This window comes from Paraburkholderia metrosideri (assembly GCF_904848625.1).
Lineage (GTDB): Bacteria > Pseudomonadota > Gammaproteobacteria > Burkholderiales > Burkholderiaceae > Paraburkholderia > Paraburkholderia metrosideri.
Window position 1 is genome coordinate 229,427 of the sequence record NZ_CAJHCP010000011.1, and the last position, 17,283, is coordinate 246,709.

The 17,283-nt window shown below is 61.3% G+C and carries 14 protein-coding genes and 1 tRNA gene; 7 read left to right on the forward strand and 8 right to left on the reverse strand.

What is annotated here, in order from left to right:
* Positions 1-11: 11 nt before the first annotated feature.
* Entirely contained in the window at positions 12-923 is a 912-nt protein-coding gene (locus tag LMG28727_RS24740; RefSeq protein WP_201644934.1) for an aldose epimerase family protein, read from the reverse strand.
* 689 nt (positions 924-1,612) lie between these two features.
* On the opposite strand from LMG28727_RS24740, the gene LMG28727_RS24745 reads away from it, so the two are divergent.
* Positions 1,613-2,443 (forward strand): undecaprenyl-diphosphate phosphatase, encoded by an 831-nt coding sequence (locus LMG28727_RS24745; protein ID WP_201644935.1) that lies wholly within the window; start codon positions 1,613-1,615, stop codon positions 2,441-2,443.
* Positions 2,444-2,760: 317 nt separating this feature from the next.
* Positions 2,761-2,837, forward strand: a tRNA-Arg gene (locus LMG28727_RS24750).
* A gap of 151 nt (positions 2,838-2,988) precedes the next feature.
* On the opposite strand, the gene LMG28727_RS24755 is transcribed toward LMG28727_RS24750, so the two are convergent.
* The 3 genes from LMG28727_RS24755 to LMG28727_RS24765 form a co-directional block, all read right to left on the reverse strand.
* Positions 2,989-3,330 carry a hypothetical protein gene (locus LMG28727_RS24755; RefSeq protein WP_201644936.1) on the reverse strand — a complete coding sequence of 114 codons (342 nt, stop codon included), beginning with the start codon at positions 3,328-3,330 and terminating at the stop codon, positions 2,989-2,991.
* 903 nt (positions 3,331-4,233) lie between these two features.
* The gene (locus LMG28727_RS24760; RefSeq protein ID WP_201644937.1) at positions 4,234-4,617 is read right to left on the reverse strand and encodes a DUF427 domain-containing protein; all 384 of its coding nucleotides are present in this window, start codon (positions 4,615-4,617) and stop codon (positions 4,234-4,236) included.
* A gap of 303 nt (positions 4,618-4,920) precedes the next feature.
* Entirely contained in the window at positions 4,921-6,498 is a 1,578-nt protein-coding gene (locus tag LMG28727_RS24765) for an acid phosphatase (protein WP_201644938.1), read from the reverse strand.
* Positions 6,499-6,793: 295 nt separating this feature from the next.
* Between LMG28727_RS24765 and LMG28727_RS24770 the strand changes: the two genes are divergently transcribed.
* Complete coding sequence (locus tag LMG28727_RS24770; RefSeq protein ID WP_201644939.1) at positions 6,794-8,206, forward strand: cytochrome-c peroxidase; 1,413 nt, start codon at positions 6,794-6,796, stop codon at positions 8,204-8,206.
* 88 nt (positions 8,207-8,294) lie between these two features.
* On the opposite strand, the gene LMG28727_RS24775 is transcribed toward LMG28727_RS24770, so the two are convergent.
* Positions 8,295-8,534 (reverse strand): hypothetical protein, encoded by a 240-nt coding sequence (locus tag LMG28727_RS24775; RefSeq protein ID WP_201644940.1) that lies wholly within the window; start codon positions 8,532-8,534, stop codon positions 8,295-8,297.
* Between the two features lie 293 nt (positions 8,535-8,827).
* Here LMG28727_RS24775 and LMG28727_RS24780 point away from each other — a divergent pair, with 293 nt between their 5' ends.
* Positions 8,828-9,220 (forward strand): RT0821/Lpp0805 family surface protein, encoded by a 393-nt coding sequence (locus LMG28727_RS24780; protein ID WP_201644941.1) that lies wholly within the window; start codon positions 8,828-8,830, stop codon positions 9,218-9,220.
* Positions 9,221-9,311: 91 nt separating this feature from the next.
* A complete protein-coding gene (locus tag LMG28727_RS24785; RefSeq protein WP_201644942.1) occupies positions 9,312-9,761 on the forward strand; it encodes an NUDIX hydrolase in 450 nt (149 codons plus the stop codon).
* A 52-nt stretch (positions 9,762-9,813) separates the two neighbouring features.
* On the opposite strand, the gene LMG28727_RS24790 is transcribed toward LMG28727_RS24785, so the two are convergent.
* Both LMG28727_RS24790 and LMG28727_RS24795 read right to left on the reverse strand, forming a co-directional pair.
* Positions 9,814-10,845, reverse strand: a complete 1,032-nt coding sequence (locus LMG28727_RS24790) for a transporter substrate-binding domain-containing protein (protein WP_236592319.1) — start codon at positions 10,843-10,845, stop codon at positions 9,814-9,816.
* A 138-nt stretch (positions 10,846-10,983) separates the two neighbouring features.
* The gene (locus LMG28727_RS24795; RefSeq protein WP_201644943.1) at positions 10,984-12,693 is read right to left on the reverse strand and encodes a glutamine--tRNA ligase/YqeY domain fusion protein; all 1,710 of its coding nucleotides are present in this window, start codon (positions 12,691-12,693) and stop codon (positions 10,984-10,986) included.
* 703 nt (positions 12,694-13,396) lie between these two features.
* On the opposite strand from LMG28727_RS24795, the gene ggt reads away from it, so the two are divergent.
* Together ggt and LMG28727_RS24805 are read left to right on the forward strand one after the other, a co-directional pair.
* Complete coding sequence (gene ggt / locus LMG28727_RS24800) at positions 13,397-15,151, forward strand: gamma-glutamyltransferase (RefSeq protein WP_201644944.1); 1,755 nt, start codon at positions 13,397-13,399, stop codon at positions 15,149-15,151.
* A 155-nt stretch (positions 15,152-15,306) separates the two neighbouring features.
* Complete coding sequence (locus tag LMG28727_RS24805; RefSeq protein WP_201644945.1) at positions 15,307-15,867, forward strand: RBBP9/YdeN family alpha/beta hydrolase; 561 nt, start codon at positions 15,307-15,309, stop codon at positions 15,865-15,867.
* Between the two features lie 79 nt (positions 15,868-15,946).
* On the opposite strand, the gene LMG28727_RS24810 is transcribed toward LMG28727_RS24805, so the two are convergent.
* On the reverse strand, positions 15,947-17,167 hold the full coding sequence (locus LMG28727_RS24810) for a CaiB/BaiF CoA transferase family protein (RefSeq protein WP_201644946.1): 1,221 nt from the start codon (positions 17,165-17,167) through the stop codon (positions 15,947-15,949).
* Between the last annotated feature and the right edge of the window lie 116 nt (positions 17,168-17,283).

Consider the following 17,283-nt stretch of genomic DNA (forward strand, 5'->3'; position numbering starts at 1 on the left):
CTGCGATTCGTTTATCGCGTGGTCTTTTCGACGGTGATCCGCAGCGTCGCCGCTTCCGTCTGGCCCGCTTCGAGCCAGCGCAATCCCTTGCCGTTATGAATTGCATCGGGCAATCCGAGCCACGGCTCGACGCAATAGAAATCTGACTCCGGCTTTTCGGTCCATGTCGTCACCGAGTACCAGGGCACCGAACCCGGCCGTTGCAAGTCGATGGTGATGATCCGGTCGATGCCCGGCGCAACGATCCGCACCGGCTGATCCGGGGCGCCTTTGAGGCAATGGAAGCGGTCGTGAATCCGCGCTTCGTCGAGCGTGTAACTGGGCTCGCCCGGCTCCGCCGCGCTGATCGAGCCATCTTCCTGCTGATAGCAGCGCTCGGTCGGCGGCAATTCCAGCGTCGTTTCGGCGCGCTGCGTGTGCGGCAACGTGAAGTAAAAGTGATGGCCGGCGTAGTAGGGCAGACGCGTGTCGCCGGTATTGGTCGTGGTCAGCGTCACGTCCAGCGTGCGGGCATCGACAAGCGTGTACGCGGCTTCGAAGCGGAAGCCGAACGGATAGCCTGCGCGGGTCGCGTCGCTATCTGTCAGGACCATGCGCAAGCCCGCGCCATGCACGTCGGCGTGGGCTTCGAACGGCAGATCGCGGGCGAAGCCGTGCATTGGCAGGGCGCGAACGGTGCCTTGAGCATCGCGCCAATAACCGATCTTGCCGTCCACGCGATGGCGGCCGAGGAACGGAAACAGCAGCGGATTACCGCCGCGGATTTTCGACGGCTCGCTCCAGTCGGCGTGCTCGGGCCAGTGGATGACCTCTTCGCCGTCGATCGTCCAGGACAGCAGACGGCCGCCAGCTTGCGGCGAAAAGCGGAGCACGGAGGCGTCCTGGGCAATCTCGAGAATGTCCTGCTGCGGGGAAAGAGGCATGGTCGATGGGGAAGATGAGTAAGAGTTGAAGGTGGATCAAGGCACGGTTCAAAGCAGGCGCGATGTCAGCGACAGCCTGCTGCGCGGACGTTCATACTGCGTCGCGATGGCCTGCGAGAGAAGGATTTTGCGCTGCTTTGCGCTACGGGGAAACCCTTCCCGGGAAATTGCGGGTGTCGCACAAGCGCCATCCTTGCCGATAATCGCCCTGACTGCCCGGTAACTCCGACTATCGGGCGAGCTCGGATCAGGAGGGGTTATGGATCTCGCAATGGCAATGGGTGTGGCGTTGTTCGGCATGTTCGCGGTAAGCACGGTGTACTTCTTCCACAAGCTTGATCGCTGATTTCAGCAAGCTGCATCGCGTCGACGGTCTCGACGCCGGACATTCCCGAGCTGCGAAGTGATGTGCAGGCGCGGGTTATCGCGAGTGTAAGCCGCGTCTTTCACCGGTGCCGTCTCTAACCAAGCTCCCAACGGCGCCATCCCTGCCGCCCGTTTCTTGCTGCGACGTAACAACAGTGTCCAGTTGTGACGCGATGTGACGCGGCGCACCAATATTTCCTCCGAATGTGGTCCAAACGCTTGGCGCTAACATTGCAGCCAGGCATAATCGGTGCGCTTTTTCGTGCGCCGACTCATTTCTCGCGGCGTGCCGTTCCCCGACATTTTTCTTACAAGGACGCCGCGTGAACCTGTCGTTTCTGATCTTTCTAAGCGTGCTGCAAGGCGTCACCGAATTGTTTCCGGTGAGCAGCCTCGGCCATACGCTACTCGTGCCCGCACTGTTCGGCATGCATATCGACAAACACGCGCCGCAGTTGCTGCCGTTTCTCGTCGCATTGCACCTGGGTACCGCGTTCGCGCTGCTCTGGTACTTCCGCGCGCGCTGGTGTGCACTGGTGCGTGGCTTCTTCGCGTCGTTCGGCGGACGTCGCAATGACGATGCGCACATGATGTGGGCGCTGATCATCGGCACGATTCCGGCGGGGCTGGTGGGTCTGGTGCTGGAAAAACCGCTCGAGCGGCTTTTCCACGATTTGCGGATCGTCGCGATTGCGTTGATCGTCAACGGCGTGCTGCTGTGGTTCGGCGATCGCCTGCAACGCTCGCGTGCGCATCAAGCGCCGGAAAAGCTGACGTTCCGTCAGGCGTTTTTTGTCGGCCTCGCGCAGATCGGCGCGTTGATTCCGGGTTTCTCGCGCAGCGGTCTGACGATGATTGCGGGCAATGCAGCCGGCCTCACGACGGAGAAAGCCGCCGAATTTTCGTTCCTGCTCGGCACGCCGATCATTTTCGCGGCGGGCGTGCTCGAATTGCCGAAGCTCTTTCACGCGCCAGGCCAACTTGCGGACGCATTGCTCGGCGGCGTGCTGACCGCTATCGCCGCGTATCTCAGCGTGCGTTTCCTGATGCGCTATTTCGAGGGCCGTGGACGCCTCGCGTCGTTCGGCGTGTACTGTGTGATCGCAGGGGTGGTGTTCCTCGGCTGGTTCATGCTGCATTCGCAACCGGCCTGATCGCGTGCTGGCTTCCGGTCGCGCTTGATGTCCGCTGTCGCGGCGGCGGGGTGGCGTAGGGGGAGCGATCGGTTATAATCCGGGCCCGGCTCAAGCTGCCGGGCCGGTTTGTTTGTGGCGCCGTGGCTTTGCGAGTGTGTTGCGAGTGCATTCAACTCGTACGGCGGATACCGGATTTCCGGTCCCCGCTTCGGTCAGTTAGAATTTCGGTGTGAATGGGCCTGAGCTTTCCGCGAGCACAGGCTGTACATCGATCAAGATGCGGGTTCTCATTGCGGGTAATGCGTGTTGGTGTGGCTGCATCGCCTCTTTTCATTACGGCAGTAGCTCAGCTGGATAGAGCATCGGCCTTCTAAGCCGAGGGTGGGGGGTTCGAGTCCCTCCTGCCGTACCAGTCAATTCAAGCGTTTAGCCCGGTTTTGATAGCCGGGCTTTTTGCTTTCAGAGGCCCGTGTAGGCACTGGGTAGGCAAATCGGGCAAGTGTAGCGCGCCCTTTGCGTCGCGACGCATGGCCTCCTCATGGGAAGCGTGGGAGCCAGCTAACTCAGTTGCATGTCTCCATATTGCCGAATCGCTGGCACGTTACACCGTTCGAATAATGCGTTTGATTGCCATAAGTCTGCGCGCTGACTCCATTTGAGTACATGGTTTGATTGCCGTATCTCTGTGCCGTTACACCATTTGAGTACATGGTTTGATTGCCGTATGTCTGCGCCGTTAGGCCGTTTGAGTAAAGGGTTTGGTTGCCGTACGTCTGCGCGGTTACGCCATTGCTGTAAGACCTCTGGTTTCCGTAGGTCATACTGCCGACCTGTGCGAATGCGGCATTAAACGACAAGAGAAGGGAAGCGCAAACAGCCACGCGCTTAAAGATGAGCTTGTTCATGGATATCTCGTACTTTTTGATTTGCGTCATTGCAATTACACAATAGGACTCAGCAAAGGCTTGGCTCTGTGGTGGAACGCCGCGCGTTGAAGCTCTACTCGGAAACGAAGCATTTCCGCCTGTTTGCAGAGCGTGCGAATACCCTTGTCCGGGCGATGCGTGCTGCACCTTGCGCGCGCACGCGTGAAGGGCCACTACGAGGTATCTTTTTCGTATTCGACCCGTTCCGTTCGTAGTCTTCCTTCGCGAATTCCGCTACGCCGTTCGCCGTCACGTGGACGCCTGATTCGTCCGGGGCAGCAGCCAGATGCGAGTCGTGATGGCTGGCTCCATTGCGCGGCCCGTTACGCGTGCTAAATCTCGTTCTGCGTAAGTCGAATCCGTTCCTCCCACTCGCACGCCACCCGGCGCGTCGGCGGCGCGAACATCGCTATATGGCGGGCGCACCAATGGTTGCGAATCCGGCAGCGGCCCGATTGCCTCAATTAAGGTTTCGCCGCGACGCGTATGTTCAACTTCGAACGCTCGGACGATGTAACGACTGACGGAAGGTATTCGTCTTGATTCAGGGACTATCGTCAGTCGGCTATCTCTTGTGAGCGCCGCTGTGCCGTCGGCTGGGATTTCTCGCGAGGGATATTGACGCCAGCCGTTTTTGCCGCCGCATTGCACGTGGACTGCCGTCGCGCGCTGGCGCCAGCAACCCATCGTGAAGCCGATGACTGGAAAACCGCTAGCCGAGTGCGGGAGGTTCGAGTCCCTCCTGCCGTACCAGTGAATCGAAGGGTTACGCGCCGATTTCGTGTAGCCCTTTTTCATGAGTGGCGTGGCGTCGTGTCGCCATGCATGCAGCCATGCAGCGAAGCGTCATTGCAAACACTTCGCTACGCGCCCGTCTATTTATCAGCCACCGCTCTGCACATCGATAGAATCGACCCGATCCGGATAGAACGCGAGATGCTGTGCGATCTCCTTCACCGGTGCATAAGGCGACTCGTAAGTCCACACCGAATTGACCGTCCGTTCGCCGCCAATCGGCACGCTGTAGTACGCGCAGTCGCCTTTATATGGGCAGTACGTCGTGTGATCGGTGCGCTCCAGCAACGTCATCTCCACATCGTTTCGCGGGACGTAATACACGGCTGGGTACGACGCCTCGCGTAGCACCAGCGCGTTGCGTGTATCGGCGATCACCTGACCGGCGACGGTCACGACCACGCGCGCGTTAGCCGGCTCCACTGTAATGGGATGATCGGGACCCGGAACCTTGATGGTTTTTCCATTCATGCTGTCGAACTCCTGATTGAGTGAGCGAAGCTGCTGCAGGTTGTGGAGGATGCGCTGTGAAGGATGTCGTACCGGCATCGACGGGAAAGGCTGCGCCTTGGGTCGAAGCATACGCTGGTCACGAAAACGCGTTGTGTCACAGGCAGGATGGGTGGCCGAAACAGGCGGCGACCGGGAAATGAACCGCGCGACATCGGCAATCCACACAACATAAACAGAAACGGGCAGCCGAAGCTGCCCGCCAAAACCACGCTCATGCGACGCGCTGCTACTCACTCCTGTCGCTAATTAATCGCCGCGCACTTACTGCTTGATCGTCAGCGCAGCCGTCAGATCGCCGAGCGGCTTGCTACCGTTGCTCACGAGTGCCGCGTCACGGGCCGCGATGCCCGGCAGCATCGGCAGCGCGAAGCGGCGGGTGATGAAGCGCAGGATCGACGTCGTGTCGTATTGCGTGTGGTCGACATAACCCTTCTTCGCGAACGGCGAGATGATCAGCGCCGGAATCCGCGTGCCCGGGCCCCAACGGTCGGCCTTCGGCGGCGCGACGTGATCCCAGAAACCGCCGTTTTCGTCATAGGTCACGACGACGAGCATGTTCTTCCACTGCGGGCTCTTCTGCAGATGCGAGATCAGATCGGCAATGTGCTGATCGCCTTGCCCGACATCGGTGTAGCCCGCGTGCTCGTTCAGGTTGCCCTGCGGCTTGTAGAACGACACCTGCGGCAGCGTGCCTGCATCGATCGCCTTGATGAACTCGGAACCGGCCAGGCCGCCATCGAGCAGGTGCTGCGTGCGGTTCGTCGTGCCTGGCGCCAGGTCGGCGAAGTAGTTGAACGGCTGGTGGTGCGGCTGGAAATTCGGTGCCGTCAGGTTCGCGCCGTAGACGACGTTCGACGTGCCGTCCTGTACCGCCGACACCGCCGCGCCCCACGCACCGCCGTACCACGCCCACGACACCTTCGCGTCGTTCAGCAGGTCGCCGATATGCTTTTGCGTCTGCGGCGGCAGCGTCGTGGCTGCCGTCGGGTCGGCCAGATTCGCGTCGCCGCCGCTGGCCGCCTTGTTGCCGCTCGGCTGATACGGCGGTTGCATCGTGTTGACCGCGTAGAAGTCAGGCGTCAGGTTGCCCGACAGCACGAATTTGGGGATGCCCGTCAACGCCGAGGCCGGCGAGTTCGACGCAACCCGCAACGTCACGCCGTCGCTTTCCACGGACGAGATCGACGTAGCTGCCGGACTCTTGTCCGCATTCGGATAAACCGGCGTGCACGCGCAGATCAGCCACTGGTGATTCAGGAACGAGCCGCCGAACGCGCCCATGAAGAAGTTGTCGGCGAGCGTGTATTGCTGGGCAATCTTCCACAGCGGCAGCTTGTCGGCGTCGAGCGAATAGTGGCCCATCACGAGGCCGCCCGAATCGGCCCACGCGGCGAACTTGTCGTTCTTGCCGCCGTTGATCTGCATCTGGTTCTCGTAGAACCGGTGATACAGATCGCGCGTCGTCGCGGTGATCGGCGTGTTGAAACCGTTCGGATCGTCGATAGCGAACGGGCTGTTGGGCAGATTCGCCGTCATCGCCTGTGTGACGGCCGGCGTCACGCCGGTTTGCGTCAGACCGTTCCACACTTGCGGCAGCGTCGCGAGCGGCGAGCCGTCGCGATCCACCTGGGTGGAGTTGGCGGCGCTCACGTTCTGCAGACCGTTCGCTCCGGGGAAGTTGCCATACAGATTGTCGAAGCTGCGGTTTTCCGCATAGATCACGACGACATTCTTGATCGCCGTGATATCCGGATCGCCGATTTCACTGCCACCGCATGCATACAGGCTTAACGCTGCTGCGATCGCGATGGGCGTCGCGCAGATCAGTTTCTTGTTCATTTGATGTGGTTTCTCTCTCTCGCGTTGGGGACAGGTGGGTACATTCCTTACGGGAACGACCGCGAGCGAAAGTTTGCTGAAGGTATTTGACAGAAAGATGTAAATAATTGCGAATGTCTTTTGATTTGTCTTATGCGTAGGCGGAATGTCATTTAAGCGACATGTAGATGAAATACGCTCGCTGACTTCAACGGCGCGAAATCACCTCATCTCTATGCGGATTGGTCTGACAGGAATTCGGAAAATGCTGGTCGAGCGGGCGGCGCAATCAGGCGTAGGACCTGCACAGAGCAGCATGAACATCAAGCGTGGCGCGGTGCTTGCGCTGGCGGTGACGGTTTTGACGGGCGCACTCGCTGCATGCGACGCCAGCAAGCCAGAGGTGAGCGCGAACGCGGACGCGGACGCGGACGCGGGAGCGAGTGCGGCCCGGGCGGCAAATGCGGGCGCAGAGCGATCCGATGCGCGTGGGGCGGCATCCGCCGTGGCGATAAAGCTGGTCGCGCAGGACGCGGGCCAATCCCGCGCGCAGGTATATGAGTCCGTGCGTCAAATGACGGCGCTTGGCAAACAGCTCTTTTTCGACCCGTCGCTGTCCGGATCGGGACGGCTCGCTTGCGCGTCATGCCACAGCCCGGACCATGCGTTCTCTCCGTCGAATGCGTTGTCGGTGCAATTGGGCGGCGCGGACATGCACCGCACCGGCATGCGCGCGGCGCCGACGCTGAAGTATCTGCAGTCAGTGCCGGCGTTCGCTGAGCACTATCACGAATCGGACGACGAAGGCGACGAAAGTGTGGATGCCGGACCCACCGGCGGCTTGACGTGGGACGGCCGGGTCGACCGTGGCAGCGATCAGGCGCGCATTCCGCTGCTGTCGTCGTTTGAGATGGGTAGCACACCGGCCAGGGTGACGGCTGCGGTCAAGGCTGCTCCCTATGCCGATGCGTTCCGCGCGGCATTCGGCGAGCACATTTTCGATAGCGAAGACGCCACCTTCAAGGCCGTGCTGCAATCGCTCGAAACCTTCGAGCAGACGCCGGAAGTGTTCTACCCGTACACCAGCAAGTACGACGCATTCCTCGCGGGCAAAGCGCAATTGACGCAAGCGGAACTTCACGGCCTGCAACTCTTCAACGACGAACAAAAGGGTAATTGCGCGAGTTGCCACATCAGCCAGCGCACCAAAGACGGAGCGCCGCCGCAGTTCAGCGATTTCGGTCTGATCGCGATCGGTGTGCCGCGCAATCGTGCGTTGACGGTGAACCGCGATCCGCGTTTCTATGACCTCGGCGCTTGCGGTCCTGAGCGGACCGACCTGGGCAAACGGGACGAGTTTTGCGGCATCTTCCGCACGCCGACGCTACGCAATATCGCGTTGAAGAAGAGCTTCTTCCACAACGGCATTTATCATTCGCTCGACCAGGTGGTGCGCTTTTACGCTGAGCGCGACACGAACCCGGAGAAGTTTTATCCGGCCGTGAAGGGCAAGGTGCAGAAGTTCGACGATCTGCCGCAGCGTTACTGGGCGAATCTGAATACGGAGGCGCCGTTCGATCGCAAGCCGGGTGAAAAGCCGGCACTCGATGAAGCGGAGATCAAGGACGTGGTGGCGTTTCTGCAGACGCTCACGGATGGATACAAGGTGCCCGCTGGACCGGTCAATATGTCGGCTGAAGCGGCGATTCCTGCCGTAGCCGTGCGTTAGCAAAGGTGATGACGCGAGGGGACTGGAGTGGGGGATTGGGCCGTCCGCTGTTGGGGCGGTTTTTTTATCAGACAGACGCCGATCTTGGTTAGGTGGGTGCGTCGGCGAGGATGTGATAACAGGCGAGAACCAGCAATGCGAAAGATGCCAGCAGACAGCCTGCGCCGGCACGCGTCAGCAGATTGGGCCAGCGCGGGAGCCGAATGGCATCGATCCGGACGACGCGCCGAGCGAGACCAGGATCGTGGCGGATAACCACCGGCACGAGCGCTATGCAGACCAGCGCGACAGCGACGGTGACAATTTGCAGAAGAAGAAACGTGTTCATGGCGAGTTGTACGGGGAAGAGGACATGAGTGACGCTGACGCGCAACACAATTCATCTTAAGGAAGTGATTCGCGAGGCGATATGAGACTCATCCTAAAAAAGTAAGAGACTCGTTTTACACTCTCGTTGGCGTCCGACATACCGTCTGGCATCCATGCTGTAATGGCTTTGACCCAGTACCAGCCATCCCGGGCGGCCCTTTCGAAGGCGCGTGCTATGCTTTTGAGGTCCAGATCAGACGCTGCGTCGAGCGGACTGATGACCGCCCAGAACACTTTCGAGGAGAACACTTCATGTCGATGCGAACCCGTGTGCTGTTTCACCTGACTGCCGGCAGCCTGCTGTTCGCCGGTGCGATTGGCGGCGCGCAAGCGGCGAACCTCGGATTTCTGAACGACACACCGATCAGCTACATGAAGCCGCGCGATAACGAGTCGATCAAGCAGGCGGTCATCCACGCGTTGAACGTGCAGAAGGACGGCGAAACCAGCACCTGGGTCAACGAAGGCACCGGCAACAGCGTGAAAATCGACGCGACGATCAACGTCGCCAGCACCGCGCACGATGGCACGCGCACCTGCCGCGACCTCGCCGTCGTGCTGAACGCGAAAGGGCAATCAATGAACCTGCGGCCGCAATTCTGCAAGGAAGGCAGCGGCGCCTGGCAGTTGCAGAAGAAACACTAAGCATGCGAAGTGTGATGGCGGCGAGTCCGGGCCGCCCGGCAGCGCGGCTCGACGCCGCGCGCGGGTTGCGTGTAGGCGGGGCGGGGCTCGAATGAGCGCGCGGGTAGTGTCCTGCGGGATCGTTCTACTCGACCCGGACGGCCGGCTGCTGCTCGCGCATGCCACTGAAACTTCGCACTGGGACATCCCGAAAGGACATGGCGAAGAGGGCGAGGCGCCGCATGTCACGGCGCTGCGCGAGATGCTCGAAGAAACCGGCCTTGCCATTGAGCCTGAGCGTCTGAAGGATCTCGGGCTGTTTGTCTACCGGCGCGACAAGGATTTGCATCTGTTCGCGGCGCGCGCCATCGCTGACGAACTCGACCTCTCTGTGTGTACCTGCACGTCGCTGTTTCCGCGCCGCTCCGACGGGACGATGATTCCCGAAATGGATGCTTACCGTTGGGCGACCACGGAAGACATTCCAAAATACGCGAGTCGCAGCCTCACGCGGCTCTTTCAGGAAACGTTGTCGCTGGTTGAACTGCACCGCTCGCTATAACGGTTGGCGCGTTGGCCCGGTAGATCGCACGGTGCCGATGGATGGCACAGATTCAATCGAGTGCGCGATCGTTCGGGTGCGCAAACAGGGCCCTATTCTGCTCCGAAAGCGGGAAATTCAGATTGATATCGTGCGGCGGAATGGGTTGCGTGAACCACTGCTGGTACAGACGTTCCGCATCTCCGGAAGTCTGCGAGCGCGTAATCACCCCATTCACCAGAGTGCGGAAAGGCTCATCGCCCTTGCGGAACATGCACGCGTACACCTCGGAACCCAGCGGCGTGCCTGTCACGACAAAATCCGCAGGGCGCGGATCCGTCGCCCTGAAGCCGTACACGATCGGCTCGTCCATCACGAACGCCACCGCGCGATCATCCTTGAGCGCATTGAACGCTTCCATATGATCGCGCGCGCTGGTGATGCGCATGTTCAGATGCTTGTCGGTATTCAGGCGGCGCAACAAGCGTTCGTCGGACGTGCCCGCGGTCGTCACGACCGCCTTGCCCGCCAGATCCGGAAAATCCGTGATGCCTGCGCTCTTGCGCGTGATCATGCGCACGGCATATTGGAAGAAACTGTTTGAGAACGCGGCGACGTTTTCGCGCTCAACCGTATGCGTGGTCGAGCCGCATTCCAGATCGATCTGGTTGTTCAGCAGCATCGGCGTGCGGTTCGACGACGTCACGGTCACTTCGTGCACCTTCAGTTGCGGCATGCCGAGCGTTTTCTTGATTTCGTCGACGATCTGCAGCGCGATCGTCTGCGAATAGCCGACCGTGCTCTTGCCGTCGAAATACGAGAAGGGGATCGACGCCTCGCGTACCCCGAGTACGACCACGCCGTCGTCGTGAATCTTTTTTAGCGTGCCGGTGAGTTCGTCCGCGTGCGCAGTGCCGGCAAGCAAGGTGCCGGATGCAACCAGCGCGATGAGCGCGCAACGCGTGCGATGCGCGAAGCCAGTGCTGTGGAGGGGGGCAATGGTGCAGGCAGCGCGGAGGGCGGTGTCGGCAAGCGTGCGATGTTCTCGCGCTGGACCGTGAGTCACGCCTCGTGTACTCGCCCAGCGGCGGGCTGCAACTTTCATTGGTCCTCCCGGACTCGCGCGTCGCGTGGCTGCGCTGTCACTGTCGATAGAACATCGTGTAGGCAAACGGCGTGAATCCCACAAGAGATGCACGCCGTCATCCACTTCAGATGCGTGACGAGCTATAACCGCTCCAGCTTACGCCGGCTTGCCCCAACTGTCGCGCAAGCTGACGATGCGATTGAACACAGGCTTGCCCGGCTTCGAATCGACGCGGTCGGCGACAAAATAGCCATGACGCTCGAACTGGTAGCGCTGTTCCGGCAACGCGTCTTGTGCGCCTTGTTCCAGATACGCGTTGACCACGCGCTTCGAGTCCGGATTCAGCGCTTCGAGGAAGTCGCGGCCACCGGCGTCCGGTTGTGCTTCCTTGAACAGCCGGTCGTAAATGCGCACTTCAGCCGGGCACGCAGCCGCCACGCTGACCCAGTGAATGTTGCCCTTGACCTTGTAGTTGTTCGCGCCTTCAGTGCCCGATTTGCTGTCCGGGAAATAGTTGCAGTGAACCGCGACGACGTTGCCGTTCTCGTCCTTATCCGCACCGATGCATTCGATCACGTAGCCGTAACGCAGACGCACCTTGTTGCCCGGGAACAGACGGAAGTAGCCCTTCGGCGGCGTTTCGTTGTAGTCGTCGCGCTCGATCCACAGTTCGCGCGAAATCGGAAACTCGCGCACGCCGCGTTCCGGATGATGCGGGTGAACCGGCGCGCTGCACGGTTCGGTCACACCTTCCGGGAAGTTGTCGATGATCAGCTTGACCGGGTCGAGCACGGCGGCGGTACGCGGCGCCTTCGCATCGAGATCGTCGCGCAGCGCGCCTTCGAACACGCTCATGTCGATCCACGAATCGACCTTGGTGATGCCGATACGCTCGCAGAACAACTGGATCGATTCTGGCGTGAAGCCGCGGCGACGCACGCCGACGATAGTCGGCAGCCGAGGATCGTCCCAGCCGTCGACATGGCCTTCGCTCACCAGTTGCAGCAGCTTGCGCTTGCTGGTGATCGCGTAGGTCAGGTTCAGGCGCGAAAACTCGATTTGCTGCGGCAGCGGACGCGTGAAAATGCCTGCTTCAGCCAGCTCGTTCAGAATCCAGTCGTACAGCGGACGGTGATCTTCGAACTCCAGCGTGCACAACGAATGCGTGATGTTTTCCAGCGCGTCCGAGATGCAGTGCGTGTAGTCGTACATCGGATACACGCACCATGTGTCGCCGGTACGGTAGTGGTGTGCGAAGCGGATCCGGTAGATCACCGGGTCGCGCATATTGAAGTTCGGCGCCGACATGTCGATCTTCGCACGCAGCACGTGCTCGCCTTCCTTGAACTCGCCCGCCTTCATGCGACGGAACAGGTCGAGGTTTTCTTCCACCGAACGCTCGCGGAAGCGCGACGGCGTGCCGACTTCCGTGGCCGAACCACGGTTCGCGCGCATTTCTTCGGCCGACTGGCTGTCGACGTACGCCTTGCCGCGCTGGATCAGCAGTTCAGCGAACTCGTACAGCTTGTCGTAGTAGTCGCTCGCGAAGTAGAGCTGTTCGTTGCCGTCTTTTGTCCACTCGAAGCCGAGCCAGCGTACCGATTCGATGATCGAATCGACGTATTCGACGCTTTCCTTTTCCGGATTGGTGTCGTCGAAACGCAGATGGCATACGCCGCCGTAGCTGCGCGCCACGCCGAAGTTCAGGCAGATACTCTTCGCATGGCCGATGTGCAGATAGCCGTTCGGCTCGGGCGGAAAGCGCGTTTCGACGCGCTGGCCCCACTTGCCGGTGCGGTTGTCGTCGTCAATGATGTTGCGGATGAAATTGGATGCCGCTGGCGCGTCGTTGCGTTCGGTATTCATGCGAGATGGTGAAAGTCTGTCGGGGGCGCGCAATGCGTCCACTTATCCGACAATTCTACCTGACGTGTTCGGACGCGGCAGGCGAGTGCGGCGTAGAGCCAACGCTCGGGCGGTTTTCGGGGCGATTTCGGGGTTGGCTTACGGTTGATCATGTGCTGTAACAGGACGTAAAACGTTTTGTTGACGCTTGCCCGGGCGATTTAGGATGCCAGCGGCACGGGCTCGTCCGCGGCGCACGCCGGCTTGCGAAGCGTCAGAATGTTGCCTGCGTTCGGCTTTCAGATTCCCGGGTTCCGGGCGCCGCCTGATGTATGTCGCGGTGAGCGTGATGTGCTCCAGGTCGATGACTCGTGGTTCGCACGAGGCCCGACAGGAGCGAGCCGGAACCGGATCGCAATGGCCTGTCGCCTGATGCGCATGGCGTTCTTTCCGTGTTGATTCGGACAGGCCTGAACGTCTTTGACCGATCGTTTTCTTAACTCGCGTGACGGGCACGTCACCCGAGGCTATTTCTCTGCGGCCCGAACGCCCCGTCGCCCGACCTTTTCCGGGGCGGTGCTGCCCGAGACCCAACCCGCAGCGCGTGCACTCGTCGCAGCCGTCCACGCAGCGCAGGCCGCACCGCCCTTACCGCTCATTGCCGCCTTGCACGAATTGCAGCCCCTCGTGCACCATGGCGCCCTTAGTTGCCGGAGTTTCTCGGATGTCTTTACCGACCTGTGGCGCGCGTCGCGCGTCTTTCATTTCTCTTTCTCTGGCCCGGATCGCGATGGCTTCAACGCTGTTCGTCGCGTTCGCCGGCAGCGTTGTCACGCCAACTTCTGCGTGGGCGAAAACGCCGGCGCCCAAGGCCGTGTTCGACGCATCGGCGGTGGCCGCTCCGGATCGCTATAGCGCCGACACGGCGCAGCAGATTTTCGCCGCTGGCGGCAATGCGGTGGATGCCGCCGTGGCGATCGCGTTTACGTTGGCCGTGACGCGGCCGGATGCGGGGAACCTCGGCGGGGGCGGTTTCATGACCGTGTTCATGGACGGCAAGCCGTACTTTCTCGACTACCGCGAGAGTGCGCCGCAACAGGCCACTCGTGACATGTACGTCGACGACAAGGGCAACCTGCTGCCGGGCATGAGCGTGGTCGGTCATCGCGCGGTGGGCGTGCCGGGGACCGTCGACGGGATGTGGCAGGCGCAGCAGCGCTTCGGCAAGCTGAAATGGAAGCAGGTGCTCGCGCCCGCAATCCATTACGCCACCGATGGCTTTCCGATCGAATCCTGGCTGCAGCAGCGCCGTGACGCAGCCGCGAAGAATTTTGCCGGCAAGACCAATTTCGACGCGTACTTCTCGAATCTCAAGACCGGGGTGACTTTCCGTCAGCCGGAACTCGCACAGACGCTGTCGCGCATTGCCAGCGAGGGTGGCCGCGAGTTCTACGAAGGCCGTACCGCGGATCTGATCGCGCAGGAAATGTACGGCCACGGCCTCGTGACAAAGCAGGATCTGATTCAGTACAAAGCCGTGTGGCGCCAGCCGCTCTCCGCCGACTGGAACGGTTATCAGGTGATCACCGCACCGCCGCCGAGTTCGGGCGGCGTCGGACTGATCCAGATGCTGAAGATGCGGGCCGACCTGAAGCAGGCTTTCGATGGCCTCGAATTGAATTCGGCGCCGTATATTCACCTGATCGCGCAGATCGAAGACCGCGTGTTTGCGGACCGGCAGCAATACATTGGGGACCCCGATTCGTACAGGATTCCAGTCGACAAGCTCACCAGCGACGCCTATCTCGCACAACGCGCCGACGAAGTGAAGCCTGACGAAGTGCCGGGCGCCGCGCCGGTGAAGCCGGGCCTCGGCGACGCTCTGCCGGAAAAGGCGCAAACCACGCATTTTTCGGTGGTCGACAAGTGGGGCAATGCGGTGTCGAACACTTACACGCTGAACGGCGATTTCGGCTCGGGCGTGGTGGTCGATAGCGCCGGCTTTCTGCTAAACGACGCGATGGATGATTTCGTCACGAAACCGGGCAGCGATAAAGCGGCTGGCGCGAACAGCGACGATCTCAATACGGTGGCAGCGGGACGCCGCCCGCTTTCGTCGATGACGCCGACGCTGATGCTGAAGGACAACAAGGTGGCGCTGGTGATCGGCACACCGGGTGGCTCGCGCATTCTGACGTCGATTTTTCAGGTGATGACCAATCTGTACGACTTCAACATGTCGCCCGCCGATGCTGTTGCGGCGATGCGTTTCCACCATCAGTTGCTGCCGCAGAAGACGATTTACTTCGAGCCGTATCATCCAGTGACGGCGGAGTTGGCCGATCAGCTGAAGGCGAAGGGCTACACGGTCGAAGCGCAGTCGTTTAATGGCGATGTGCAGATGATCCGCATCGACGGAACGACGCCGCAGCCGATCTCGGATCCGCGCGGAGTGGGCGTGGCGCGGGTAGTGCGGTGACGTGAGCGGCCGCGCCGGTGGGCCCGCACACGTGGTCTGCTGCGGGCAACGTGCTGCGTCCAACGTGCGGCGGGTTGCATGCGATGAGCGGCAATTGACAGCGGGTAATCTCCGCCAGACGAACGGCTCCAGAACAACTAGCGACGGGAAACGCGATGAGCGGTCAAAGAACGAGGGTGCTTGTACTGCCGGGCTATCAGAATTCCGGGGCGGGTCATTGGCAAACCCGTTGGGAATCGCTCGATCCTGCATTCACACGTGTGCAGATGCCGGACTGGGATCATCCCGTGCGCGACGCGTGGTGCCGCACGCTCGATGCCGCAGTGGCCGCGGCCGATACGCCGGTGGCATTCGCCGCTCATAGCCTCGGTTGCCTGACGACGGCTTTCTGGGCCACGCAGTACGCGAGCACGGCGCAACTCGCCAAGGTGGCTGGCGCGTTGCTGGTCGCCGTGCCCGATCCCGCCGAAGTCCATTTCCCGCAAGCTGCCAGCGGTTTCGCGCCGGTGCCGCTGATGCGGTTGCCGTTTCCGGGCATTGTCGTGGCGAGTAGCGACGATCCCTATGGCGGCGTTCGGTTTTCGCAGACATGCGCAAACGCCTGGGGCAGCCAGTGGATCGGCATCGGCGCGCGAGGCCATATCAATGCGGATAGCGGTCTGGGTGACTGGAGCGAAGGGCGGGGCTGGCTAAGCTCGCTGAGCGTGCCTCGTTGAGATTGCGTTGGCGTGGCCGGTACGCGGTGGGTTGTCCGCTATCACAGCGCGCCCGGTCAACCCACCCCTCACGTTGCCCTCAAATCACCGCTTGCCCCCGCAATGCAGTGATCCGCTCGTCGTCGTAGCCCAGCACGTCGCGCAGAATACTGTCGGTGTGCTCGCCCAGCATAGGCGGGTGACTGACTGCTTCAGGCGGCGTCCCGGTCATATTGATCGGATTGCGTACCAGCTTGACCGTACCGCCCGACGGATGCGGCAGGTCGACCCTCAGCCCGCGCGCGATGACCTGCTCGTTCTCGAACACTTCGCCGAGATCGTTGATCGGCCCGCACGGTACGCCCGCCGCTTCGAGCGCCGCGATCCACTGCTGCTTGCCCTGGCGGCGAACCATGTCGGCGAGAATCGGCACCAGGATGTCGCGGTGACGCACGCGCGACGGATTGGTCGAGAAACGCTCGTCGTCCGCCAGTTCAGGCTGGCCGCCCACTTCGACAAATTTGCGGAACTGTCCGTCATTACCGACCGCGACGATGATCCAGCCGTCGCTCGTCTGGAATGTCTGGTAGGGCACGATGTTCGGATGCGCATTGCCCCAGCGCACTGGCGGCTGGCCGCTCGCGAGGTAGTTCGAATTCATGTTGGCCAGCATGGCCACCTGCACGTCGAGCAGCGCCATGTCGATGTATTGCCCCTCGCCCGTGCGGTCGCGGTGCGTGAGCGCGGTTAGCACGGCGATGGTCGAATACATACCGGTCATCAGGTCGGCAATCGCAACGCCAGCCTTCTGCGGACCGCCGCCCGGCTGGCCGTCGCGCTCGCCGGTAATGCTCATGAACCCGCCAATGCCTTGCACGATGAAGTCATAGCCGGCGCGCTGCGCATAGGGGCCGGTCTGCCCGAAACCCGTGACCGAGCAGTAGATCAGGTCGGGCTTCACCTCTTTCAACGACGCGTAGTCGAGCCCGTACTTCTTCAACTGGCCGACTTTGTAGTTTTCCAGCACCACGTCGCTCTGCGCCGCCAGTTCGCGGATGATCCGCTGACCTTCGGGCGATGCGATATCCACGGTAACCGAGCGTTTGTTGCGATTTGCCGCGAGGTAGTACGCGGCCTCGCGCGTGTCCGCGCCTTCCGGCGTCTTGAGATACGGAGGGCCCCAGTGACGGGTATCGTCGCCCACTTCGGGACGTTCGATCTTGATCACGTCGGCGCCGAAATCGGCAAGTGTCTGCGCGCACCACGGTCCTGCGAGCACGCGTGTGAGATCCAGCACGCGGATATGACTGAGAGCGCCCATGTTGGTGAATGTCTCCTTCCTGTGTAGTCCAGGCGGCGCGCAGGGCGCCGTCGATGGAGGCAATCTTAAGCGATTACCGCGAGCGGGCGCAGTCAGCCGAACGTCATAGGACGTTC